This window comes from Ramlibacter sp. (assembly GCF_041916345.1).
Classification (GTDB): Bacteria; Pseudomonadota; Gammaproteobacteria; order Burkholderiales; family Burkholderiaceae_C; genus Ramlibacter.
On the sequence record NZ_JAYRZR010000007.1, the window covers coordinates 22950 to 46963 of the forward strand.

The 24014-nt window shown below is 69.8% G+C and carries 20 protein-coding genes; 15 read left to right on the forward strand and 5 right to left on the reverse strand.

The window, feature by feature from the left end; translation table 11 throughout:
• The first annotated feature begins 5 nt into the window (after window positions 1-5).
• The 10 genes from ACE3T5_RS03610 to ACE3T5_RS03655 all read left to right on the forward strand — a co-directional run bounded on the left by ACE3T5_RS03610 (window position 6) and on the right by ACE3T5_RS03655 (window position 12154).
• On the forward strand, window positions 6-1529 hold the full coding sequence (locus ACE3T5_RS03610; RefSeq protein ID WP_374664535.1) for an AMP-binding protein: 1524 nt from the start codon (window positions 6-8) through the stop codon (window positions 1527-1529).
• Window positions 1530-1561: 32 nt separating this feature from the next.
• Window positions 1562-2776, forward strand: a complete 1215-nt coding sequence (locus tag ACE3T5_RS03615; RefSeq protein ID WP_374664537.1) for an MFS transporter — start codon at window positions 1562-1564, stop codon at window positions 2774-2776.
• Between the two features lie 15 nt (window positions 2777-2791).
• Window positions 2792-3955, forward strand: a complete 1164-nt coding sequence (locus ACE3T5_RS03620; RefSeq protein ID WP_374664539.1) for an acetyl-CoA acetyltransferase — start codon at window positions 2792-2794, stop codon at window positions 3953-3955.
• Between the two features lie 110 nt (window positions 3956-4065).
• Window positions 4066-5340 carry an NAD(P)/FAD-dependent oxidoreductase gene (locus ACE3T5_RS03625; protein ID WP_374664541.1) on the forward strand — a complete coding sequence of 425 codons (1275 nt, stop codon included), beginning with the start codon at window positions 4066-4068 and terminating at the stop codon, window positions 5338-5340.
• Between the two features lie 84 nt (window positions 5341-5424).
• Window positions 5425-6255, forward strand: a complete 831-nt coding sequence (locus ACE3T5_RS03630) for an ABC transporter ATP-binding protein (RefSeq protein WP_374664543.1) — start codon at window positions 5425-5427, stop codon at window positions 6253-6255.
• A gap of 120 nt (window positions 6256-6375) precedes the next feature.
• A complete protein-coding gene (locus tag ACE3T5_RS03635; RefSeq protein ID WP_374664545.1) occupies window positions 6376-7164 on the forward strand; it encodes an ABC transporter ATP-binding protein in 789 nt (262 codons plus the stop codon).
• On the forward strand, window positions 7157-9019 hold the full coding sequence (locus ACE3T5_RS03640) for a long-chain fatty acid--CoA ligase (protein ID WP_374664547.1): 1863 nt from the start codon (window positions 7157-7159) through the stop codon (window positions 9017-9019). Before ACE3T5_RS03635 ends, ACE3T5_RS03640 begins: the two co-directional genes overlap by 8 nt.
• The gene (locus ACE3T5_RS03645) at window positions 9019-9891 is read left to right on the forward strand and encodes a branched-chain amino acid ABC transporter permease (RefSeq protein WP_374664550.1); all 873 of its coding nucleotides are present in this window, start codon (window positions 9019-9021) and stop codon (window positions 9889-9891) included. Before ACE3T5_RS03640 ends, ACE3T5_RS03645 begins: the two co-directional genes overlap by 1 nt.
• Window positions 9891-10937, forward strand: a complete 1047-nt coding sequence (locus tag ACE3T5_RS03650; protein ID WP_374664552.1) for a branched-chain amino acid ABC transporter permease — start codon at window positions 9891-9893, stop codon at window positions 10935-10937. The genes ACE3T5_RS03645 and ACE3T5_RS03650 overlap by 1 nt, the downstream gene beginning before the upstream one ends.
• Window positions 10938-10990: 53 nt before the next feature.
• Window positions 10991-12154 (forward strand): ABC transporter substrate-binding protein, encoded by a 1164-nt coding sequence (locus ACE3T5_RS03655; RefSeq protein WP_374664554.1) that lies wholly within the window; start codon window positions 10991-10993, stop codon window positions 12152-12154.
• 45 nt (window positions 12155-12199) lie between these two features.
• Here ACE3T5_RS03655 and ACE3T5_RS03660 read toward each other — a convergent pair whose 3' ends face one another.
• The gene (locus ACE3T5_RS03660; protein WP_374664556.1) at window positions 12200-12793 is read right to left on the reverse strand and encodes a TetR/AcrR family transcriptional regulator; all 594 of its coding nucleotides are present in this window, start codon (window positions 12791-12793) and stop codon (window positions 12200-12202) included.
• Window positions 12794-12944: 151 nt separating this feature from the next.
• Here ACE3T5_RS03660 and ACE3T5_RS03665 point away from each other — a divergent pair, with 151 nt between their 5' ends.
• From ACE3T5_RS03665 to ACE3T5_RS03680, 4 genes are read left to right on the forward strand one after another with little or no spacing between them, the layout of a single operon-like run.
• Entirely contained in the window at window positions 12945-14105 is a 1161-nt protein-coding gene (locus ACE3T5_RS03665) for an acyl-CoA dehydrogenase family protein (RefSeq protein WP_374664558.1), read from the forward strand.
• A gap of 12 nt (window positions 14106-14117) precedes the next feature.
• Window positions 14118-14807: a transglutaminase family protein gene (locus ACE3T5_RS03670; RefSeq protein ID WP_374664560.1), complete on the forward strand. Its 690-nt coding sequence runs from the start codon at window positions 14118-14120 to the stop codon at window positions 14805-14807.
• 8 nt (window positions 14808-14815) lie between these two features.
• Window positions 14816-15976 carry a CaiB/BaiF CoA transferase family protein gene (locus ACE3T5_RS03675; protein WP_374664562.1) on the forward strand — a complete coding sequence of 387 codons (1161 nt, stop codon included), beginning with the start codon at window positions 14816-14818 and terminating at the stop codon, window positions 15974-15976.
• Window positions 15977-15989: 13 nt separating this feature from the next.
• Window positions 15990-16802 carry an enoyl-CoA hydratase-related protein gene (locus ACE3T5_RS03680; protein WP_374664564.1) on the forward strand — a complete coding sequence of 271 codons (813 nt, stop codon included), beginning with the start codon at window positions 15990-15992 and terminating at the stop codon, window positions 16800-16802.
• A 114-nt stretch (window positions 16803-16916) separates the two neighbouring features.
• Here the strand turns inward: ACE3T5_RS03680 and ACE3T5_RS03685 are convergent, their stop codons facing one another.
• Genes ACE3T5_RS03685 through ACE3T5_RS03700 form a run of 4 tightly spaced genes read right to left on the reverse strand, consistent with a single transcriptional unit; the run spans window position 16917 to window position 21237 of the window.
• Window positions 16917-18077, reverse strand: coding sequence for an acyl-CoA dehydrogenase family protein (locus ACE3T5_RS03685; protein ID WP_374664566.1), 1161 nt, complete (start codon window positions 18075-18077; stop codon window positions 16917-16919).
• 21 nt (window positions 18078-18098) lie between these two features.
• Window positions 18099-19250, reverse strand: coding sequence for an acyl-CoA dehydrogenase family protein (locus ACE3T5_RS03690; RefSeq protein WP_374664568.1), 1152 nt, complete (start codon window positions 19248-19250; stop codon window positions 18099-18101).
• Between the two features lie 17 nt (window positions 19251-19267).
• Window positions 19268-20074, reverse strand: a complete 807-nt coding sequence (locus ACE3T5_RS03695; protein WP_374664570.1) for a crotonase/enoyl-CoA hydratase family protein — start codon at window positions 20072-20074, stop codon at window positions 19268-19270.
• Complete coding sequence (locus ACE3T5_RS03700; RefSeq protein ID WP_374664572.1) at window positions 20071-21237, reverse strand: acyl-CoA dehydrogenase family protein; 1167 nt, start codon at window positions 21235-21237, stop codon at window positions 20071-20073. The genes ACE3T5_RS03695 and ACE3T5_RS03700 overlap by 4 nt, the downstream gene beginning before the upstream one ends.
• 215 nt (window positions 21238-21452) lie before the next feature.
• On the opposite strand from ACE3T5_RS03700, the gene ACE3T5_RS03705 reads away from it, so the two are divergent.
• Window positions 21453-24011 (forward strand): glycosyl hydrolase 53 family protein, encoded by a 2559-nt coding sequence (locus ACE3T5_RS03705; RefSeq protein ID WP_374664574.1) that lies wholly within the window; start codon window positions 21453-21455, stop codon window positions 24009-24011.
• Window positions 24012-24014 lie beyond the last annotated feature (3 nt).

The window sequence follows — 24014 nt, forward strand, 5'->3', positions numbered from 1 at the left end:
GCACCATGCATCTCTTCAAGCTGCTCGAACGCTCGGCGCACCAGTGGCCCGATGAGGGCGCGGTGTACCTCGGCACGCAGCGCGTGCAGACCTGGGCGCAGCTGCACCGCCGCTCGCTCGCGCTCGGTGGGGCGCTGGCCGCGCAGGCCCCGGCTGGCAGCCGCATCGCCCTGGCGAGCGAGAACACGCCGCAGTACCTGGAGCTGATGTTCGGCACCTGGGCCGCGCAGCAGGCCATCGTGCCACTCAACTACAAGCTGCATGCCAAGGAGATGGCGCAGATCATCGAGGACGCCGATGTGTCGCGCGTCTTCGCCTCGCCCGCCATCGCCGAGGGCCTGCGCACCACGCTGCCGGCGCCCTGGCGCGACCGCCTGGTGGTGATCGGCTCGGCCGACTACGAGCGCCTGTTCGAGGGGCCCGTGGCCACCGTGGGCACCATCGACCCGCAGGCGCTGGCCTGGCTGTTCTACACCAGCGGCACGACCGGCCGAAGCAAGGGCGCGATGCTCTCGCACCGCAACCTCATGGTCATGACCATGGGCCACCTGGCCGATGTGGAGGTGCTGGACGAGCACTGCAGCCAGATCCACGCGGCGCCCATGTCGCATGGCTCCGGTCTGTACATCCCGACCTCGATCGCGCGCGGCGCGCGCCAGGTGATCCCCGCATCGCAGGGCTTCGACGCGGCGGAGTTCCTGCAGCTGTGCGACCAGCATCCGGGCTGCGGCGCCTTCCTGGCGCCCACCATGGTGCAGCGCCTGCGCCTCGCGGCGGAGGCCAGCGGCCACGTGCCCAAGGGGCTGCGCAGCATCGTCTACGGCGGCGCGCCCATGTACGTGGAGGAACTGAAGAAGTCCATCGCGGTGTTCGGCCAGGTGTTCGCGCAGATCTATGGCCAGGGCGAGGCGCCCATGACCATCACCGGCCTGCGCCGGCAGGACCATGCGAGCACTGACGAGGCCGTGCTGGGCTCGGCCGGTGTGCCGCGCACGGGGGTGGAGGTGCGCGTGGTCGACGAGCAGGGGCAGGACGTGCCGCAGGGCGAGATCGGCGAGATCATCGCGCGCGGCGACGTGGTCATGTCCGGCTACTGGAACAACCCCAAGGGCACGGCCGAGGCGCTGCGCGAGGGCTGGCTCTACACCGGCGACATGGGCTCCTTCGACGCGCGCGGCTATCTCACGCTGCGCGACCGCAGCAAGGATGTGGTGATCAGCGGCGGCTCCAACATCTACCCGCGCGAGGTGGAAGAGGCGCTGCTCACCCACCCCGGCGTGTCGGAGGTCAGCGTGATCGGCCAGCCCGATCCGGAGTGGGGCGAGGTCGTCATCGCCTGCGTGGTGCGTGTGCCGGGCGGCAACGTCTCGGCGCAGGAACTGGACGCGCATTGCCTGGAGAGCATCGCGCGCTTCAAGCGACCCAAGCGCTACGTGTTCCTGGAGGCGCTGCCCAAGAGCAGCTACGGCAAGATCCTCAAGCGCGAACTGCGGCAGCAGGTCGCCGCAACCGCCCGGGGCGCAAGCTGAACGACGCCGCGCGCGGGTATCGCCCGCCGGCCATGGGCCCGGCGCTGGTGGTGCTCGTGGTCACGCTGGGCACGGCCGCGCAGCCGGTGGGGACCGATCTGTACCTGGCCGCGCTGCCGGCGATCCGCAACGACTACGGCGCGCCGGTCAGCGTGGTGCAGCTCACGCTGGCGGTGCTGGTGTTCAGCTTCGGCCTGAGCCAGCTCTTCTGGGGCCCGGCGGCAGACCGCTTTGGCCGGCGGCCGGTGTTCCTGGCCGGCTTCGCGCTCTTCGCCGGTGCCGCGCTCATCGGCAGCATGGCGCCCTCCATCCACCTGCTGATCGCGGCGCGGGCGCTGCAGGGCCTGGGCATCGCCGCCACGATGGTGTGCGCGCGGGCCCTGGTGCGCGACCTGTTCGAGCAGCAGCGCGGCACCCACGTGATGACGGTGGCGATGTCGGTGCTGGCCTGCCTGGTCATGACGGTGCCGGCATTGGGCGCCGCCCTGGCGGATGCCTTCGGCTGGCGCGCCACGCTGTACACCATGGCCGCCTTTGGCGTGGCCGGTGCGCTGCTGGTGGCGCTGCGAGTGCCCGAGACGGCGCACGCCCTGCGTCCCGACGCGCTGCAGGTGGCGCCGCTCTTCGCCGTCTATGGCCGCATCGCCCGGCACCCGACCTTCCGCTCGTGGACGCTGCTCAATGCGTTCGGCTACGCGGCCAACTTCGGCTTCTTCTCCAGCTCGGCCTACCTGTTCATCGAGACCTTCGGTCTCTCGCGCGTGAGCTTCGGCCTGGTGATCGGCGGCGCCTCGGTCAGTTACCTGGTCGGCACCTTCCTGTGCCGCCGCTGGATCGCGGCGCACGGCATCGTGACCACGGTGCGCTGGGCGGGCCGGCTCACGCTGGTCGGTGCGGCGGCCTTCATCGGGCTGGAGCTGGCGAACAGCCACACCGCTGCCACGCTCGCCGGCAGCCTGTGGCTGATGCTGCTGGCCTATGGCGTCTACCAGCCCTGCGGCCACGTGGGCATGGCCACGCCGTTCCCGCAGCAGGCCGGCGCGGCCTCTGCCCTGGGCGGTTTCGTCTTCGCGGTGGCGGCCTTTCTCTCTGGCGCCTGGATGGGCTGGATGTTCGAGAGCGGCAGCACCCGCGTGCTGGCGCTCACCACCGGCGTGCTCAGCGCGCTGGCCGGCCTGACCTGCCTCACTTTCCTGCAACGCCACGGCCAGCCGGCCGTGCCGGCCACGTCTCAATCGACCACCTGACCAAGAGGACCACGCATGACCGCCTACATCACCGGCTGGGGCCACACCGCCTTCGGCAAGTTCGACCAGGTCGAACTGGAGCAGATGATCCGCGACGCGGTGCAGCCCGCGCTGGCGAGCGCCGGGCTGGCGCCGCAAGACATCGACGGCATCTTCGTCGGCCACTTCAACGCCGGCTTCGTGGGGCAGGATTTCACCGCGGCCCTGCCGGCCGTGGCCATGACCGAGTTTCGCCACACGCCGGCCATGCGCACCGAAAACGCCTGCGCCACCGGCTCCGCCGCGATCTGGGCGGCGCTCGACGCCATGGGCGCCGGCCGCATGAAGCGCACGCTCGTCATCGGCATGGAGAAGATGAACGGCCTGAAGACGCCCGAGGTGGCGGCCACGCTGATCAAGTGCTCCTACGTCAAGGAGGAGGGCAGTGACCCCGCGGGCTTTGCCGGCATCTTCGGCGGCATCGCCACGAAGTACTTCGAGCGCTACGGCGACCAGTCAGACGCGCTGGCCGCCATCGCGGCCAAGAACCACGCCAACGGCATGCACAACCCGTACGCGCACATGCGGCGCGACTTCGGCTTCGACTTCTGCCGCACGCCGAGCGACAAGAACCCGTTCGTCTCGGGCCCGCTCAAGCGCTCCGACTGCTCGTTGGTCTCCGACGGCGCGGCGGCCCTGGTGCTCTCCACCGAGCCGCTGCCCGGTGCCAAGGTGCGGCCGGTGAAGTGGCGCTCGCGCACGCAGGTGAATGACTTCATGCCCATGTCGCGCCGCGACCCCACGCGCTTCGAGGGCGCGGCCATGGCCTGGCAGAAGGGCCTGGCGGCGGCGAACGCCACGCTGGACGACCTGGCCTTCGTGGAGACGCACGACTGCTTCACCATCGCCGAACTGCTGGAGTACGAGGCCATGGGCCTGGCGCCGCACGGCCAGGGCGCGCGCGTGATCCTGGACGGCGTGACGCGCAAGGACGGCCGCCTGCCCGTCAACCCTTCGGGCGGCCTCAAGTCCAAGGGCCATCCCATCGGTGCCACCGGCGTGTCGCAGCACGTGATGGCGGCCATGCAGCTCTCTGGCACCGCGGGTGACATGCAGGTGGGCCGCAACGGGCTGGGTGCGGTGTTCAACATGGGTGGCTCGGCGGTGGCGTCGTACCTGAGCATTCTCGAAGCGGCCTGAGGCGGCGTGCCGGCGGCCGGGCGCCGGCACCTTGCGACCCCGCCGAAACTGCCCCATAATTAGTCCGACGAGACGGACTATCAACAGACGACGGCGAAGCCCCACAGACCATGCAGACGCAACCGCCCGGCCTGCTCATCATCGGCGCCGGCCACGCCGGCAGCGAGCTGGCCATTGCCGCGCGGCAGGCTGGCTGGCCCGATGCCATCACCCTGCTCGGCGAGGAGCCGTTCGTGCCGTATCACCGGCCGCCGCTCTCCAAGGCCTGGCTGGCCGGCGAGGCGGATGAGGCCTCGCTGCAGCTGCGGCCCGCCAGTGCCTATGAACTGGCGCGGGTCGACCTGCGCCTCGGCACACGCGCCGTGGCCATCGACCGCGCCGCCCACACGGTGACCCTGGCCGACGGTACGCAGCTGCCGTACGCCAAGCTCGCGCTGTGCACCGGCGGGCGCCCGCGGCCCTTTGTCTGCGAGGGCATCGACCCCGCACAGCCGCCCGCCAACCTGCACCTGCTGCGCACCCGCGCCGATGCCGACGCCCTGCGCGCAGGCCTGCGGGTGAGCGGCCACCTCGTCGTCATCGGCGGCGGCTACGTGGGGCTGGAGGTCGCGGCCTCGGCCATCAAGCTGGGCCTGCGGGTCACGCTGCTGGAGGCGCAGCCGCGCGTGCTGGCGCGAGTGGCCGGCCCTGAGGTCTCGCGCTTCTATGAGGATGTGCATCGCGCCGCCGGCGTGGATGTGCGCACCGATGTCTCCGTGGCGCGGGTCGATGTCACGGGCGGCCGCATCGTCGCGGTCCACACCACGGCGGGCGAACGCATCGAGGTCGATGCCGTGGTGGCGGGTCTGGGCATGCTGGTTGACGTGGGCCTGGCCGCCGCCGTCGGCCTGGCGCAGGAAGCCGGCATCCCGATCGACGAGCACTCGTGTACGGCCGACCCGGACATCCTGGCCGCGGGCGACTGCACGCTGCAGGTGAGCGCGCTCTATGGCGGCGCGCCGCGCCGCATCGAATCCGTGCCGAACGCGCTGGAGCAGGCGCGCGCGGCCGCCGGCTGGCTGGCCGGCAAGCCGCGGCCGAACCGGGCGGTGCCCTGGTTCTGGTCTGACCAGTACGACCTGAAGCTCCAGATGGCCGGGCTCTCGCAGGGCTGGGACCGCTGCGTGCTGCGCGGCGATCCGGCCGCGCGCAGCTTCGCGGCCTTCTACCTCGCCGGCCGGCGCCTGCTGGCCGTGGACGCGGTGAACCGCCCGGCGGAGTTCATGCTGGTGCGCCGCCTGCTGGCCCAGCCGGTCGATGTGGACGCCGACCTGACCGATGAGAGCCGGCCGCTCAAGGATCTGCTGCCTGCCCTGACACCGGCAGGGATTACGGGTAAGCCCTAGCCGGGACATCCCGCCCCTTCCCGATAATTCGCCTCATTCAAAGACCGACGCGACGGTCTAATATTGGAAAGAAGCCCGACGCACATGGAGACCTCTTCAACCGCCAGCGCGACAGCGCCGCCAGCCCTGGCGGTGCACAACATCCAGATCGTCTATGGCGGCGCCATCGAGGCCGTTCGCGACGTGTCGCTGGAGGTGCGCCCGGGCCAGATCGTCGCGCTGCTGGGCTCCAACGGCGCGGGCAAGTCCAGCGTGCTCAAGGCCATCTCGGGCGTGCTCGATGCGGAGGACGGCGAGATCGAGAAGGGCTCCATCCACCTGTTCGGCGAAGCCGTGGAGCGGGCGCCGGCGCCGCTGATCGTGCGGCGCGGCATGGTGCAGGTGCCGGAGGGCCGCCGCCTGTTCGGCACGCTCACCGTGGACGAGAACCTGGTCGTGGGCGCGCATCTGCAGGGCACCAGCCAGCTCGCCCAGACGCGCGACTACGTGTACGAACTCTTCCCGCGCCTGGCGGACCGGCGCAAGCAGATCGCCGGCTACCTCTCGGGCGGTGAGCAGCAGATGGTGGCCATCGGCCGCGCGCTCATGAGTCAGCCCAAGGTGCTGGCGCTCGACGAGCCCTCGCTCGGGCTCGCGCCCCTGATCGTGACCGAGATCTTCAACAGCATCCGCCGCCTGCGCGAGACATCGGGCCTGACCATCCTGCTGGTGGAGCAGAACGCCAGCCGGGCGCTCGCCATCGCCGACTACGCCTACATCATGGAGAACGGCCGCGTGGTGCTGGACGGCACCAGCGAGCAGCTGCGAAAGAACCAGGACGTGCGCGAGTTCTATCTCGGTGTCTCCACCCAGGCGGGCCGCACCCACATGAAAGACGTGAAGCACTACAAGCGCCGCAAGAGGTGGCTTTCATGACCCACCCCCGAAGCGCCTGCAGCGCCTCCCCATCGCACCCCGCTCAAGGGAGCGCCTCCAGCGGCCCGGCAAAGCCGGTTCCGCGGTGGCACGCGCACATCCCCTGCAAGGCCAGACACCATGACCTCGCCACCCTCTCCCATCCTTGACGTCCGCGGCGTCTCCAAGCGCTTCGGCGGCGTGAAGGCGGTCAACGACGTGAGCCTGAAGGTCTTCCCGGGCGAGATCGTCAGCCTGATCGGCCCCAACGGCGCCGGCAAGACGACCACCTTCAACCTGATCAGCGGCGTGCTGCCGCCTACCGAAGGCCAGATCCTCTTCGAAGGCCAGGATGTCGCGCGGCTGAAGTCATCGGACTTCGCCCGCCTCGGCATCGGCCGCACCTTCCAGAATCTGGCCCTGTTCCGCCACGGAACGGTGGTCGAGAACCTGCTGGTGGGCCGCCACATCCACTTCCGCTACTCGGTGCTGGAGTCGCTGCTGCACTTCGGCCGGCCGCGCCGCGAGGAGATCGCCGCGCGCGAGAAGGTCGAGCAGATCATCGAGTTCCTGGAGATCGAGGAGCTGCGCGACAAGACCGTCTCGCAGCTCGCCTACGGCCAGCAGAAGCGCGTGGAACTGGGCCGTGCGCTGGCCTGTGAGCCCAAGCTGCTGCTGCTGGACGAGATCGTCGCGGGCATGAACCGCGAAGAGAAGGAAGACATCGCCCGCTTCACGCTGGACATCCGCGACGAGTTCGGCATCGCCGTGCTGATGATCGAGCACGACATGCAGGTGGTGATGGATCTCTCCGACCGCGTGTACGTGCTGGACTTCGGCTCCCTCATCGCGCAGGGCACGCCCGCCGAGGTGGCGGCGAACCCGCAGGTGCTGCAGGCCTACCTGGGCGAGGAGGCAGTGCATGCTTGAGCACGACCTGCTGATCCGCGGTGAGGCCACGCTGCCGGGGTTGCTGCGCCTGCAGGCCCGCGAGCGCGGCGACCAGGTGGCGCTGCGTGAGAAGGTGCAAGGCATATGGCGCGGTCGCACCTGGGCCGACTACTGGCGCGATGCCCGCCGCGTGGCGCTGGGCCTGCGCAAGCTGGGCCTGCAGCGCGGGGACCGCATCATCATCGCCGGCGAGGACGTGCCGGAGTGGTTCTACGCGGACCTGGGCGCCCAGATGATCGGTGTGCAGGTGGTGGGCATCTACCCCACCAACCCCTGGCCCGAGGTGCAGTACATCGCCGGGCACTGCCAGGCGAAGCTGGCCGTCACCGGCGACCAGGAACAGACCGACAAGGTGCTCGATGCCATGGCCAACGGCAACGGCCTGCCGCACCTGGCGCACCTGTTCTGCATCGACATGAAGGGCCTGCGGCGCTATCCGGAGGGGCGGCCCCATGCCTTCACCCATCTGCTGGCGCTGGGCGACGCCCTGGCCGCGGAAGACCCGGATGCGCAGCGCTGGCTGGACGAGCGCATCGATGAACTGAAGCCCGACGACGTCAACATCCTCGTCTACACGTCGGGCACCACCGGCCCGCCCAAGGGCGCGATGCTCACGCACCGCAACTTCGTGTACGGCGCCTATGCCTACATGGCGGCGCGGCGGATGACCGACAAGCCCTTCGAGTCGGTGTGCTACCTGCCGCTGTGCCACGTGGCCGAGCGCAGCTATTCCACCGTGCAGCACCTGCTGTCGGGCGGCTGCGTGAACTTCGCGGAGTCCATCGACACCGTGGCCAGCAACATCCGCGAGATCGCGCCCACCTTCTTCCTGGGCGTGCCCCGCATCTGGGAGAAGCTGCAGCAGGGCTTCGAGTTCCGCATGAAGGACAGCGGACGCGTGCAGCAGTGGCTGTACCGGACCGGCATGAAGCGCGGCCGCGCGCTGTCGGACCGCCGCGCGGTGCACGGCCGGCTGGTCGCCTTGGGCGACCGGCTCGAGTTCGCGTTCTGGTACGTGCTGCTGTTCCGCAACATGCAGCGGCACATGGGCCTGAACCGCACCCATACCCGCATGTGCGGCGGGGCGTCGGTGTCGCCGGAGACGCTGCGCTTCTTCGACATCATCGGTCTGCCGGTGGGGCAGGGCTACGGCCTCACCGAGGCGGGCGGGCTGGCCTTCGTGCAGGTGCCCGGCCGGCCGTTCATCGCCGGCAGCTGCGGCCCCGCCATGGAAGGCGTGGAGTGGAAGCTGGGGGACGATGGCGAAGTGTTCGTGCGATCGCCCGGCGTGTTCCAGGGCTATCTGCACGACGAGAAGGGTACGAAGGAGATCCTGGCGACGGATGGCTGGCTGGCCACGGGCGACATCGTGGAAGTGCGTGGCGGCGACGAGATCGCGGTGGTCGACCGCAAGAAGGCCATCATCATCACCAGCGGCGGCAAGAACATCGCGCCGTCGGAGATCGAGAACGCCCTCAAGGACAGCCCCTTCGTGCGGGAGGCGATCGTGGTGGGCGAGGGCCGCAAGTTCCTGGGCGGGCTGATCCAGATCGACTTCGACAGCGTGGGCCGCTGGGCCGCCGAGCGCAACCTGCAGTACACGACCTTCAAGTCGCTGACGCAGATGGAAGAGGTGCGCGAGCTGATCCAGGGCGTGGTGGACGAAGTCAACGGCAAGTTCGCCCGCGTGGAGAACATCCGCAAGTTCGTGCTGCTCGAGAAGGAGCTGGATCACGACGACGGCGAGCTCACCGCCACCCAGAAGGTGCGGCGGGGCCTGATCAACAAGAAATTCGCGCGCGAGCTCGAGATCATCTACGGGGGGACGGCCTGATGAGCTACTTCATCGAGCTGATCGTGTCCGGCCTGGCGGTCGGCGCCATCTACGGCCTGGTCGCCATGGGCTTCGCGGTGATCTACAAGGCCACCGGCATCGTCAACTTCGCCCAGGGCGAGATGGGCATGCTGACGGCGTACACCACCTGGTCCATCGCGGTCACGCTGGGCACCGGCGGCATCCTCACCGTGCTCATCGCGATCGTGGTGGGCGCCCTGCTGGGCCTGATCTGCGAGCGGCTGATCATGCGCCCGATGCTCGGCGAGCCCGTGCTCTCGGTCGTGCTCGTGACCGTGGGCCTGGCCGTCGTGCTGCGCTCCATCGTCACGATCATCTGGGGCGCGTCGCCGCACAAGTTCGAGGTGGCGGGTGCCGACCGCATCGTGGACATCGGCGGCATCGGCATGCGCGTGAGCCAGATCGGTGTGCTCGTCACCCTGCTCGTCGCCCTGGCCGGCTTCTGGTTCTTCCTGCGGCACAGCCGCTTCGGCGTGGCCATGCGGGCAGTGGCCGCGGACGAGAAGACCGCGCGCTTGATGGGCGTCTCCACGGCCCGGGTGCAGGCGGTGGCCTGGGCCTCGGCTTCCGGGCTGGCCGGCTTGGCGGGTGCGTTGTTCGCGGTGATCTATGGCCTCACGCCCACCGTGTTCGAGCTCGGCCTCAAGGCCTTCCCCGCCACCGTGCTGGGCGGCTTCGACTCGGTGCTCGGCTCCGGCTTCAGCGGCCTGCTCATCGGCGTGGTGGAAAACCTGGTGGGTGGCTACCTCCCCAGCACGCTGAAGGAGATCTCCGGCTTCGTGCTGATCCTGGTGGTGCTGATGGTCAGGCCCTTCGGCCTGTTCGGCGAGAAGCGAATCGAAAGAGTCTGATGCGAAGCGGCTACTTCAAACAGCGGTACGGCGAGCTGATCGTCCTGACGGACTCGCCGGCGGTCAAGGCCTGGACAGCGGTGCTGCTGGTGGGGCTGGTGGCGGCCCCCTTCCTGCTGAGCACCTATGTGCTGTCGTACCTGACCATCATCCTGTTCACGCTGGTGGGCGCTCTGGGCATCACCGTGCTGACCGGCTTCACCGGGCTGATCTCGCTGGGGCACGTCGGCTTCCTCATGCTCGGGGGCTATGCCTACGCCATCGGCGTCACGCGCATGGGCCTGCCGCCCGAACTGGCGCTGGTGATGTCCGCCGTGATTCCGGCGGTCTTCGGGCTGATCGTCGGCATCCCTTCGCTGCGACTGCACGGCCTCTACCTGGCCATCACGACACTCGCCTTCAGCTACATCGTGAGCGCCTCCATCCTGGCGGGCGGCAAGTTCACGGGCGCCGGCCGCGGCATCATGATCTCGCGGCCCACGCTGCTGGGCATCGACCTGTCCAGCGACCGTGCGTTCTACTGGTTCTGCCTGGTCATGAGCGTGCTGGCGGTGCTGCTCACGCTGAACTTCCGCCGCTCGTACATCGGCCGGGCGCTGGTGGCCATCCGCGACAACGACATCGCGGCGCGCACCATGGGCATCAACCTGGTGCGGTTCAAGCTGCTCGCCTTCCTGGTGAGCGCGGCGCTGACGGGCGTCGCGGGCGCGATCATGGGCATGTACCTCAGCATCGTCAGCGTCGAGGGCTATCCGTTCCTGCTGTCCATCGAGGCCCTGGCCATCATCATCGTCGGCGGGCTCGGCTCCGTGCTGGGGGCCGTCTTCGGCACGATCTTCATCGTCACGCTGCCCGAGCTGTTCAGCGCCTCGGTGGCCCTGCTGGGCGGGCGCCTGCAGGAGGTCATCACCACCAGCGCGCACGAGATCAAGAGCGTGCTCTATGGCCTCGCGATCATCGGTTTCCTGCGGTTCGACCCGCGCGGGCTGCGCGGCATCTGGCACGACATCCGCCACGCCTGGGTCTACTGGCCCCTGCGCTACTGATTCCCGCCTCGTACGTTTTCACCATGGCCCAGGCCAACTTCAAAGGAGCTAGCATGAACCGGAGACTCACCCACCTCGCCCTGCTCGGGCTGCTTGCTGCGGGCGTCGCGGCGCCTGCCGCCGCCCAGCAAGGTGTCACCGACACCGAGATCCTGATCGGCGACATCGTGCCGATGACCGGCCCGCCGGCGCTGCTGGGCGTGCCCCACACCATCGGCGTGCGGCTCGCCATCGAGGAGGTGAATGCCGCCGGCGGCATCAACGGCCGCAAGGTCCGCGCCATCTTCGAGGACGACGGCTACGTGCCCTCGCGCACCATCCAGGGCGTGCGCAAGCTGCTGACGGCGGACAAGGTGTTCGCGCTGACCTCCATGTCGGGTTCGGCCCAGGGCCAGGCGGTGCTGCCGCTGATCAAGCAGTCGGGCATTCCCGTCATCAACTCGCTGAGCTTCTCCGACGACGTGCACACGCCGCTGGTGAAGAACATCTTCGTGATGGGCACGCGGCATCCGCTGGTGACGGAGCAGCTCTCGGCGGCGCTCAACGCGCGCTATCCGGGCCGCAAGTGGGCGCTGGTGTCGCAGGACGACGAGTACGGCGAAATGACGCGTGAAGGCTTCGAGGCGACCGAGAAGGCGAAGAAGCTCGACGTGGCGCTGAAGACCATCTACAAGAAGGGCCAGACCGACTTCTCGGCAGAAATGCTGCGGGTCAAGAACTCGGGCGCCACGGCGCTGTACGCGGGCGGCGTGCTGAGCGAGAACGTCGCCATGGTGAAGGAGCTGGAGCGCCTGGGCATGAAGGACGTGCCGGTCGGCATCTCCTATGTGGCGCAGGTGCCCGCGATCGTGAAGCTGATGGGGTCGGCTGGCGCCAACGTCTACACGATGGACTACGTGGTGTCGCTGGACAGCGACAAGGGCAAGGCCTTCATCGAGAAGGCGAAGAAGCACCTGCCCGAGGCGGACGTCGCCAGGATCCACCGCTTCGCGCTGACCGGCTACGCGGGCGCGCGCATCCTCTTCGAGGCCATGCGTCAGTGCGGGAAGGCGCTCACCTGGGAGTGCACCATCAGCAAGCTGGACCAGACGAAGAACTTCGACACGGGCGTGCTTAATTCGCCGGTGTCGTTCTCGCCGACGCAGCATCTGTCGCTGCCGCAGCTGAACCTGCTGAAGGTCAACACCACGACGATGCAGTTCGAGCAGGTGAAGTGAGTTTCCGCCGGGGCGGGCGGCGCAAGCGCGGCCGGCCCCGGTGGCTCAGCCTTTCTCGGCCAGGAAGCCCTTGAGGAAGAGCCTGGAGATGCGGTCGCACAGCTCCTGCGGCTTCATGGTGCCGCCGGGCCGGTACCACATGTCGGTCCAGTTCAGCATGCCGATCAGCATCATGGTGTAGGGCTTGTAGGTGTCCTCGGGCAGGCCGGGATTCACCTCGCGCAGCAGCGCGGCGACGCGGTCCACCAGCTGGCGCTGCAGTTCGATCAGCGGCGTCTGCTTGGCGCGCGGCAGGTACTTGATGTCCTGCATGGCCACCATGTGCCGGCGGCGTGACTGGGTGGATTTCTGCGTGTACGCTTCCACCATCGTCAGCAGCTTCTCGCGCGGGGTCGCCTTCAGGACGATGGCTTCCTCCACACCCTGCACGACCCGCTCCAGGTGCTCCATGAGCATCGCGAAGAGCAGGTCGTCCTTGGTCGGGAAGTAGTGATACAGCATCGACTTGGTCGCGCCGCAGGCCTTGGCCACGTCCTGCATCTTGGCCGAGGGATACCCTTCCTTCGCGAACAGCGCCGCGGCGCAGTCCATGATGGCGTGGCTCTTGGCTTCGTAATCGTCCGAACGTACGCGGGGCATCGCATCTCCTGTCGGGCGGGAGTTTAGCAATGGCCTTGTGCCCGCCCGGCCAGATCCCATAAAATAAACCGACGCGCCGGACTATGAATAACCCGGGGCCACCGGCGCGGTCCGTCCAGGGCGGGCCCGCCCTTCCACACGAGCGCCACTCATGACCGAATTCGAATTCAACGAGCCCGACATCCTGGGCGAAGACCTTCGCATGGTCCGCCAGCAGGTCCGCCGCTTCGTCGACGAGGCCATCGTGCCCAAGGGCGAGGAGTGGGAGGCCACCGGCGAGATCCCGCGCAGCATCTTCCGCCAGCTGGGTGAGATGGGCTTCCTGGGCATGCGGCACCCGGTGGAATACGGCGGCGGCGGCCTGGGTGCCATGGCCTCGGTGGTGCTGGGCGAGGAGCTGGCCCGCTCCACCTTCGGCGGTGTCGCTTCGGCCCTCACCGTGCACAGCGACATGTCCATCTCGCACATCGCGCACCGCGGCACGCATGAACAAAAGCAGAAGTACCTGCCCGACGCCTGCGCCGGCCGCAAGGTGGGCGCCGTCTGCGTGACGGAGCCGCATGCCGGCTCCGACGTCGCGGGGCTGAAGACACGCGCGGTGCGCACCGCCGACGGCTGGGTGCTCAACGGCTCCAAGACCTTCATCACCAACGGCGTGCTGGGCGACATCTACATCGTGGCCGCCCGCACCGACCCCCAGGCCAAAGGCAGCCGCGGCATCTCGCTCTTCATCGTCGAGCGCGGCAACCCCGGGCTGAAGGTGGCGCGCAAGTTCGAGAAGCACGGCTGGCGCTCCTCGGACACGGCCGAACTGTTTCTCGACGACCTGAAGCTGCCGCCCGATGCCCTGCTGGGCGAGGAGGGCAAGGGCTTCTACTACATCATGAGCACGTTCCAGAACGAGCGGCTGGTGGTGGGCGCCCTGTGCTCGGGCGCCAGCGCCAAGGCCATCGAGCTGACGGTGGACTACGTGCGCAACCGCCAGGCCTTCGGCAAGTCGCTGTGGGACCAGCCCGTGGTGCGCAACAAGATCGCGTGGGTCGCCTCCAAGGCCGCGGCCGTGCGCTCGCTCACCTACCAGTGCGCGCAGATGATCGACGAGGGCAAGGACACCGTGCGCGAGGTCTCGATGCTCAAGGCCTTCGGCGCCGAGACCCTGCAGGAAGTGGTGCACACCTGCCTGCAGGTGCATGGCGGCACCGGCTACATCATCGGAACGCCCGTCGAGCGGATGGCCCGCGACTCCCGCATCCTCACCATCGGCGGCGGCGCCACCGAGGTGATGCTGGAGGAAGTGGCCAAGCGGATGTAGCCGGCGCCCCGCATGCAGACCCTCGAGTTCACCCCCTACGGCTGGCCCGCCCTCGGGCCGACCTATCTCGCGCCCACTTCCTTCCTGGACTACGAGCACCCGGACGTGGCGGCCTTCGCGCGCGAGGCCGTGGGCGCGGCGACCGACCCGCGCGAGCAGGCCGTGCGGCTGTTCCTCGCCGTGCGGGACCAGGTGCGCTACGAACCCTTCACCATGCGGATGACGCCGGAGTGCTTCCGCGCCAGCACCGCGGTTCGCGAGCGCGGCACCTTCTGCATCCCCAAGGCCGTGCTGCTGGCGGCCTGCGCGCGGCGCGTGGGCATCCCGGCGGCCATCGGCCTGTCGGACGTGGTGAACCACTTCTCCACGCCCAAGCTCGTGGCGCTGATGGGCGGGCGCGAGGTCTTCATGCATCACGGCTGGGCCGCGCTGCACATCGAAGGCCGGTGGCTCAAGGCCGTGCCTGCCTTCAACAAGGAGCTGTGCGCGCTGATGCGCGTGCCCACCACCGACTTCGACGGCACGCAGGACGCCATCCTGCAGCAGTACAAGGAAGATGGCTCCGTGCACATGGAGTACCTGCGCGATCACGGCGTCTGGTCGGACCTTCCCTACCTGCGCATCGATGCCGACTGGAGCGGCTACTACCCGCCGTCGCTGTGGCATGGGCAGCGCAGCCGTGTCGATGTCGATGGCCTTTGAAAGCGCGCATGCCAGGACCCCTCTCCCACCTCACCGTCATCGAACTCGCCGGCATCGGGCCGGGGCCCTTTGCCTGCATGCTGCTGACCGACATGGGGGCACGCGTCATCCGCATCGACCGCCCGCCGGCGCCGGCACGGGGCGGCCTGGACAGCCTGATGCGCAACGACAGCGTGGTGGACCGGGGTCGGCAGTCCCTGGCCCTTGACATGAAGCAGCCGGGCGCCGTCGAGGCGGTGCTGCGCCTGGTGGAGCAGGCGGACATCCTCATCGAGGGCTTCCGTCCCGGCGTGGCGGAGAAGCTGGGCCTGGGTCCGGCGGCGTGCCATGCCCGCAACCCGAAGCTGGTGTACGGCCGCATGACGGGATGGGGCCAGACCGGCCCGCTCGCCAAGGCAGCCGGCCACGACATCAACTATGTGTCGCTCACCGGCGCGCTGCACGCCATCGGCACGGCGGCGCAGCCGGTGCCGCCCCTCAACCTGGTGGGCGACTATGGCGGCGGCGGCATGCTGCTGGCCATGGGCGTGCTGGCGGCCCATGCGCAGGCGGGGCACACCGGGCAGGGTCAGGTGGTCGACGCCGCCATGACCGACGGCGCGGCGCTGCTGATGGCGGCGCAGTACGGGCTGATGGCCAAGGGCTTCTGGGTCGACGCGCGCGAGAGCAACTTCCTCGACGGCGCGGCGCACTTCTATGGCACCTACGAGTGCCAGGATGGCAAGCACGTCTCCATCGGCTCGATCGAGCCGCAGTTCTACCGGCAGCTGCTCGAACTCTGCGGCATCACCGATCCGCATTTCCAGCAGCAGTGGGAGGCGGGCGAGTGGCCGGCCTTGCGCGCCAAGCTGGCGCAGGTGTTCCGCACCCGCACGCGGGCCCAGTGGTGCGAGCTGCTGGAAGGCACGGACGTGTGCTTCGCGCCGGTGCTGTCGATGAACGAGGCGCCGGACCATCCGCACAACGTTGCGCGCGGCACCTTCGTCCGCGATGAGGGCGTGCTGCAGCCGGCGCCCGCGCCGCGCTTCGACCGCACGCCGTCGGCGCTGCCGAAGAAGGCGCCGCGCACCGGCCAGCAGACGCGCGAGCTGCTGGCCGCCGCCCGCTATTCGGCGGCGGAGATCGCCGAGCTCGTCGCCGGCGGTGTGGCGTTCGACGCCTTGCCCTGAAGGAGCCCCACTCATGAGCGAACCCTCCGTCGTGTTCGAAGTCATCGATGGCGTGGCGCGGGTCACCCTGAACGAGGCCGAACGCATGAACCCGCTGTCGGAGTCGCTGCAGGCCGGCCTGCTGGATGCGCTGGCCCGTGTGCATGAGGACAAGGCCATCCGCGCCATGGTGCTGACCGGTCGGGGCCGCGGCTTCTGCTCCGGCGCCGACCTGAAGGACTTCAGCCAGCGCGCGGCGCAGATGCCGCCCGGCGACACGTTGGGCGCCTACGTCGGCCGCATGATGAAGGAGACCGGCAACCCCGTGCTGCTGGGTCTGCGCACGCTGCCGGTGCCGCTGGTTTGTGCCGTCAACGGTGCGGCGGCCGGCGGCGGCTTCGGGCTCGCGCTGGCAGGTGACATCGTGATCGCCGCGCGCTCGGCCTTCTTCTATTCGCCCTTCGTTCCGGCGCTGGGCATCGTGCCGGACTTTGCCGCCGTCTGGGCCGGCGCCCGCGCCATCGGCCGCGCCCGCACGGCGGGCCTCGTGCTCACGGGGCACAAGCTGCCGGCCGAGAAGGCCGCCGCGTGGGGCCTGATCTGGGACTGTGTGGACGACGACCAGCTGCAGGACGAAGCCATGGCGATCGCGCGGCAGCTGGCGGAGCTGCCGGCCCATGCCATCGCCGAGACGCGGGCGCTGCTCGACGCGGCGGAGCGCGCCACGCTGGCCGAGCAGCTGGAGCTGGAGCGCCAGCGCCAGGCCGAACTGATCGATGGCGAGAGCTTCGCCGAAGGCGTGCGGGCGTTCACCGAGCGGCGCAAGCCGCGCTTCCGCGGCCGCTGAACCGGCCGCGGGGGGGGGGGGGGGGGGCGCCCGGGCCCCCCCCCCCCCCCACCACCACCGGGGGGGCCCCCCCCCGGGGGCCGCGGCCGCTGACCCGGCCGCGGGCCGCGCGGCTCAGAGCCGCTTGCCCACTTCCTCGAGCATGACCTCGGTGGCGCCGCCGCCGATGGTCTGGATGCGGGCATCACGGGTCATGCGCTCGATGGCCATGCCCCGCATGAAGCCGCTGCCGCCGTGCAGCTGCAGGCAGCTGTTGACCACCTCCACATTGACCTCGCAGGCGAAGATCTTGGCCATGGAGATCTCGCGCACGCAGTCCTTGCCTTGCGCCTCCAGCTCCGCGGCGGAGTAGGTGAGGGCGCGCGCGGCCGCCACCTTGGTGGCGAGCATCGCCAGCTTCTGGCGCGTGGCCTGCAGGTCCCACAAGGTGGCGCCGAAGGCCTGGCGCGTGCGCACGTGGTCCAGCGTGACCTCGATCGCGCGCAGGCTGGCGCCGATGCTGCTGCCGGCCATGACCAGGCGCTCGTTCTGGAAGTTGTCCATCACGGCGTAGAAGCCCTTGTTCTCCTCGCCCAGCAGGGCCGAGGCGGGCACCCGCAGGTTGTCGAAGTACAGCTCCGCGGTGTCCGAGCACAGGTCGCCGTGCTTCTCCAGCTCGCGCGCCACCACGAGCCCCGGCGTGCCCTTCTCCACGATGAAGAGCGAGATGCCGCGGCTGCCCTTGGCCTGCGGGTCGGTGCGCGCGGCCACGATGTAGATGTCACCGTGCACGCCGTTGGTGATGTACAGCTTGGAGCCGTTGATGACCCAGTGGTCGCCGTCGCGCACCGCGCGGGTCTTCAGGCCCGCGACGTCCGATCCGGCGCCTGGCTCGGTCACGGCGATGGCGACGATCTTCTCGCCGCGGATCACGGCGGGGATGTACTGGCGCTTCTGCTCCTCCGTGCCGCGCCGGCTGATGTGGGTGGAGGACATGTCGGTGTGCACCAGCACCGAGGCCGGCACGCCGCCATAGCCGCTGCGGCCCAGCTCCTCGGCCCACAGCACGGAGGCCACCGGTCCCAGGTCGGAGCCCCCATAGGCCACCGGGTGGCGCATGCCCAGCAGGCCCAGTTCCCCCAGGCGGCGGAAGATGGCGCGCGGAATGCAGCCTTCCTTCTCCCAGGCGTCGGCGACAGGCAGTACCTCCTCGGCGACGAAGCGGCGCACCTGCTCGCGGATGAGCCGCAGCTCCTCGGTGATGCAGGGCGGATCGGTCAGGTCCAGGGTGTTCATGCAGATTCAGCGGGGGTTCACTCAGAGCAGCTTGGCGACTTCGTCCAGCATGACGGCGGCGGCGCCGCCGCCCAGCGAGTAGGGGCGGGCGTCGCGGAAGATGCGCTCGATCTCGGTGCCGCGCATGTAGCCCGAGGCGCCGTGCATCTGCACGCACGCGTCGGCCATGCGCTTGAGCAGCTGGGGAATCTGCGCCTTCATCATCGAAGTCTCCAGGCGCACGCTCTCGCCGCGGCTCTTCTTGGCGGCGGCGTGATAGACCATCAGCTTGGCGGCGGCCAGCTCGCTGGCGTAGGTGGCCAGCTCATGCCGGATCGCCTGCAGGTCCCACAGCTGGCGGCCGTACGCGGCGCGCGTCTTGACGTGCGCCAGGGTGATGGTGAGCGCCCGCTCCATCATGCCCACGCACTGCGCGCACATGCTCATGCGCTCGCGCTCCAGGCCCTGCATCAGCAGGTAGAAGCCCTGGCCCTCCTCGCCCAGCAGGTTGGCGGCCGGCACGGCGAAGTCGTCGAAGAACAGCTCGCTCATGTCGGAGGCCTGCCAGCCCGTCTTCTGGAACTTCTGGCCCGTGGTGAAGCCCTGGCCGCCCTTCTCGATGACGAAGATCGAGTAGCCGTTGGCGCCGCGCGACTCGGGGTCGGTACGGGCGACGGTGATGAACAGGTCCGCCGACAAGGCATTGGTGATGAACGTCTTCTGGCCGTTCAGGACCCAGTGGTCGCCTTCGCGGCGCGCCGTGGTCTTCATGCGCGTGAGGTCGGAGCCGCCGCCCGGCTCGGTCACGGCAAAGCCCAGGATGCGGCGGCCGGCGGCGATGTCGGGCAGGAAGCGCTCCTTCTGCGCGGGGGTGCCGATGCGCGCGATCACGGGCGCCGCCATGTCGGCGTGATCCGAGATCGAGGCGGCGAATCCGCCGAAGCTGGAGCGGCCGATCTCCTCGCCGAACACCACGGTGCCCAGCGCGTCGAGCTCGGTGCCGCCATAGTCGGCGGGCACGGCCAGGCCCAGGAAGCCCAGCTCGCCCATTTGCCGATAGACCGCCGGCGGAATCAGGCCCTCCGCCTCCCAGGCGGGGGCGTGGGGCACGACCTCATGGGCGACGAAGCGGCGCAGTTGCTCGCGGAACTGGCGGTGCTCGGTGGAGAGGTAGGTGTCGTCGAGGTTCAGCATGGCGTCGGTGCAGGGGTTCAATCCGTGAAGACGGGCGCCCGGCGCTCGCGCGAGGCGCGCACCGTCTCCACCTGGTTGGGCGAGCCGAGCAGCACCTGCTGCTCGGCGCACTCGGCCATCAGGCCCTGCGCGGCGCGCGGCGCGCTCTGGGCGTTCAGCAGCCGCTTCATCGCGCGCACCGCGTCCGGGCTGCGCTGCGAGATCTCCTGCGCGGTGGCGTGGGCCATGGCCAGCGGATCCGCGCCCAGGCGCGTGACCAGGCCCACGCGCTGGCCCTCCTGCGCGTCGAAGGTGCGGCCGGTGAAGGCCAGCTCGCGCACCTCGTCGTCACGCATCAGGTCGTAGTAGCGCACGGTGCCACCCATGTCGGGCACCAGGCCCCAGTTCACCTCCATGATGGCGAGACGGGTGTCGGGCGTGGCATAGCGGAGGTCGGCGCCCAGCGCCAGTTCCAGACCGCCACCGAGCGCGAAGCCGTGCACGGCGGCGATCACCGGCACGGGCAGATCACGCCAGGTCCAGGCGGCATGCTGGAAGCGGTTGCCCATGCCGTGGGTGCGCTCCAGCAGGTCGCGCGTGCCGGCGATGGTGCCGTCCTTCATGTCGGCCAGCACCTGCATGTCGATGCCGGCGCAGAAGCCCTTGCCGGCGCCGGTCAGCACCACGGCCCGCACGCGGCGGTTGGCACGCAACTGCTCGCCGGCGGCGATCAGCGCGTCGAACATCGGGCCGTCCAGGGCGTTGGACTTGTCCGTGCGCACCAGGGTCACGCGGGCCACCTGGTCGTCGCCGACCTCCACCCGCACGCGATCATCGTGATTCATTGAAACGTCTCCAGGTCCATCCGCTTGGCCACTTCTTCCAGCATCACCTCGGTGGCGCCGCCGCCGATGGTGAGGATGCGTGCATCGCGGGTCAGGCGCTCCAGGGCGCAATCGGCCATGTAGCCGGCCCCGCCATGCAGCTGCAGGCAGTCACGCATCACGTCCTGCACGGTCTCGCCCGCCAGCGCCTTGACCATCGAGACCTCGCGCACGCTGTCCACGCCCTGCGCCACCTGTTCGGCGGTGCGGTGCACCAGCGCCTGCACGGCCATGTGGCGCGCCGTGAGCGCGGCCAGCTTCTGGCGCGTGGCCTGCAGGTCCCACAGCGTGCCGCCGAAGGCGCGGCGCTGCTTCAGATGGGCCAGGGTGTGCGCCAGGGCGCAGCGGCCCAGGCCCACAGCCATGGCGCCGAGCACCAGGCGCTCGTTCTGGAGGTTCTCCATGATGGCGCGGAAGCCCGCGTTCTCCTCCCCCAGCAGGGCGTCGGCCGGCAGCCGGGCCGACTCGAACACCATGTCGGCGATGTCGGAGGAATGCAGGCCCAGCTTGCGCGCCATCGGCCGCAGCGTGAGGCCCGGGGTGTCGCGCGGCACGATGAAGAGCGAGATGCCGCGGGCCGGCTTCGCCTGCGGGTCCGTGCGCGCCGCCACGATCATCACGTCGCCGTGCAGGGCGTTGGTGGCATAGGTCTTGATGCCGTCCAGCACCCAGCCTTCGCCCTCGCGCCGGGCCGTCGTGCGCAGCGCAGCGAGATCGGAGCCCGCCTCGGGCTCGGTCAGCGCGATGCCGCAGATCCGGTCACCCTGGATCAGGCCGGGCAGCCACCGCGCACGCTGCGCGGCGGTTCCGCGGTGGCCGATATGCGTGCCCGACATGTCGGTGTGGATCAGCACCGCCTCGGCCACGCCGCCATACGAGGAGGCGGAAATCTCCTCGGCGAACACCACCGAGCCGATCGGCCCCAGCGCGGTGCCGCCCTCCTGCTCGGTGTACGCATGCCCCAGCAGGCCCGCGCGGCCGAGCGCCTGGTAGGCCTCATGCGGTGTGGTGCCCAAGGCCTCCCAGGCGTCGCCGTTCGGCACGATGTGGGCTTGCACGTGGGCCCGCGTGGCCGTGCGCAGGCGCACGATGCGGGGGTCGTCGAAGCGCTGGGGGATGGGCATGGCGGCAGCAAATAATAAACCGACGCGGCGGACTATAAATGATCGCCGGTGAGGTTGTCCAGTTGGCTGCGGATCGCCCGCCCCTCACACCCCCCGCCGGAAACCCACGCCCACGTGGGGGTATGCCTGCCCCGCCACCTCGCATCATGCAGACTCCCCGATCGGCATTCCGCCGGGGCGAGGGGGCCCTGCCGGGCCTGCGGAGGAAACAGCGTATGACTTTCCTGCGATCCACATGGCGTGCACGGATGGGCACGCTGCTGCTTGGGCTGGCGGCCCTCCTGCCCGCGCACGCCCAGGTGGACGACACCTTCGACGGCTCGTCACTCGACAGCTGCCGCTGGGAGCCGCTCACGCAGGGCGGCAGCGTCAGCCAGGGCGGTGAGCTGCTGCTGGCCACGGAGCCGGCGCCCTCCTTCGGCTCCAGCCGCGTGCTCAGCCAGTACCGGCTGATCGGCGACTTCGACGTGCAGGTGGACTACCGGCGGGTGAGCGGCTTCGATGTCACCTTGCCGCCGGCCAGCCCCAACGTCTACGACCAGCTCAACCTCGCCATCGGCCTGCACTGGAACGAGGCGCGCTACATCCAGTTCTCGCGCGCGCGCACCTCCGGCGGTGAGGTCGTGTCCGTCTACTCCAGCCTGCCCAGCCACGCCGGCGTGAACGCGCCATCGGCCGAGGCATCCGGCGCCACCGGCGCGCTGCGGCTGGTGCGCACGGGCACACGGCTGTCGTTCCGGCATCTGTCGGGCGGGTCATGGACGGAGGTGGGCCAGCTCACGGTGCCCGACACGCCGGTCTCGGTCTACCTCGGCGCCGTGACGGTGGTGGGCGGCGGGCGCGCCGGTCCGCCGATCCGCGTGGCCTTCGACAACTTCCGCCTGAACGCGGGCGCGACCGACCAGAAGCAGGCGCAGCCGCTGGCGCCCTATGCGCGGCGTTCCGATTTCGCGGCGGGCGGCACGATGGAGAACTGGACGAGCTGGCGCTACCAGTCGACGACCCCCATCGATCCCAACCTGCTGGGCCGCTTCCGCGCCGAAGGCATGGCCTGGCTGCGCGTGGGCGTCACCACGGTGAGCAAGCCCGCGCTGGACGCGACGCCGCTGGAGCGCTGGGTCACCTTGCCATCGGACCCCACCACCTGGAGCACGCGCGAGGCCGCGGCGCGCTCCCTGCTGGACGCGCAGGCGGCCGGCATGCGGCTGTACGCCTACCTCTACTTCAGCGACCAGGCCGCGAACTGGGGCAACCAGAAGGCGCCGGACGCGTGGGCCGGCAAGAGCGTGGCCGAGACCGCGGCGCTGATGGAGCAGCATGCCTTCGACATCGCCACCTACTTCAAGGGTCGCGGCCTGAACGTGGAGATCTACGAGATCGGCAACGAGACGGACATCGGCATCACCGGCTTCGTGGCGGGCGGCCGCATTCCCATCCCGCCCGGCGTGGACCATGTGAACGACCACGACTGGCTGCGCGAGAACGTGTGGAAGGTGCAGGCGGAGCTGTTCAAGGCCGCCGCACGGGGCATCCGCCGTGCCGCGCCCGGCGCGCGCATCGCGCTGCATGCCGCTGGCGTGGAAGTGGGCGTGGGCACCGGCTTCGCCCCGGCCTTCTACGCTGCCATGCGGGACTTCGGCGTGGACCACGACATCGCGGCGCTGTCGCACCCCTATGCCACCCATCCTTGGAAGCTGCATCACTACAGCGCCGCCTGCTGGTTCAAGCGGCTGGGCCAGATCGTCGACCGCGTGGCCAGCCCGGGCCGGCCGGCGATGTTCGTGGAGGCCTCCTACCAGTCGGATCCGCGCCTGGTGGTCGCCCAGCCGATGCCGGACTTCCCGTTCACGCCGCAGGGCCAGTCCGACTGGCTGGCGGCGCAGCTGGGCTTCGCCAGCCGGCATCCGGCACTGGCGGGCTGGTTCTACTTCTATCCGGAGTTCTATCCCGGCATCGTGCCGGTCTACGAGGAGCTGCAGGGCGGCGGCCTGATGGCCGGCCCCACCACGCCGCAGCCAGGCCTGGCCCGCTACCGGGTCAACCTCGACAACTCCACCGAGCCGATCGAGCCGCAGGCTGGCGTGTGGGCGATTGATGCCGAGCTGAACGGCCAGGCGGGCCGCGGCTTCCAGCTCGACGCGCGCAAGGGCACGCTGGTGCTGAGCTTCTACGGCTACGAGACCAGCGGGCGCGCGCGCTTCTGGCTGGCGGTGGGGCCGATCGTGCAGAACGGCTTCAGCGCGCCGCTGGTCACCTATGACAGCGGCACGCCCTTCGGCGGCAGCTACCGGGCGGCGCAGCTCACCGGCACGGCCGGCACGGTGCAGGTGCGCTTCACCTCCGCGGTGGAGGGCACCATCACGCTGCCTGGCGAGGCGCCCCAGCGCATCTCACGCCTGCGCTATGGCAGTGGGGGCACCGGCAACGCGATCACGCCGGTGCGGGGCGTGTGGGCCATCGATGCCGAGAACACGGGCCAGGCCGGCCGCGGCTTCCAGCTCGATCACCAGGGCGGCACGCTGGTGCTGTCCTTCTACGGCTACACCGCCGAGGGCAACAGCCGCTTCTGGCTGGCCACCGGGGCACTGGCGGACAACCGCTTCAGCGGCACGCTGGAATCGTTCGACGGCGGGGCAGCCTTCGGCAGCGCCTGGAAGCCGGCGCAGCGCGGGCCGGTGGCGGGCGCGGTGAGCCTGGTGTTCACCGGCGAGCGCACGGGCGTGCTCACCCTGCCGGGGGAGCCGCCGCGGGCGGTGTCGCTGGTGGCGTTCTGACCC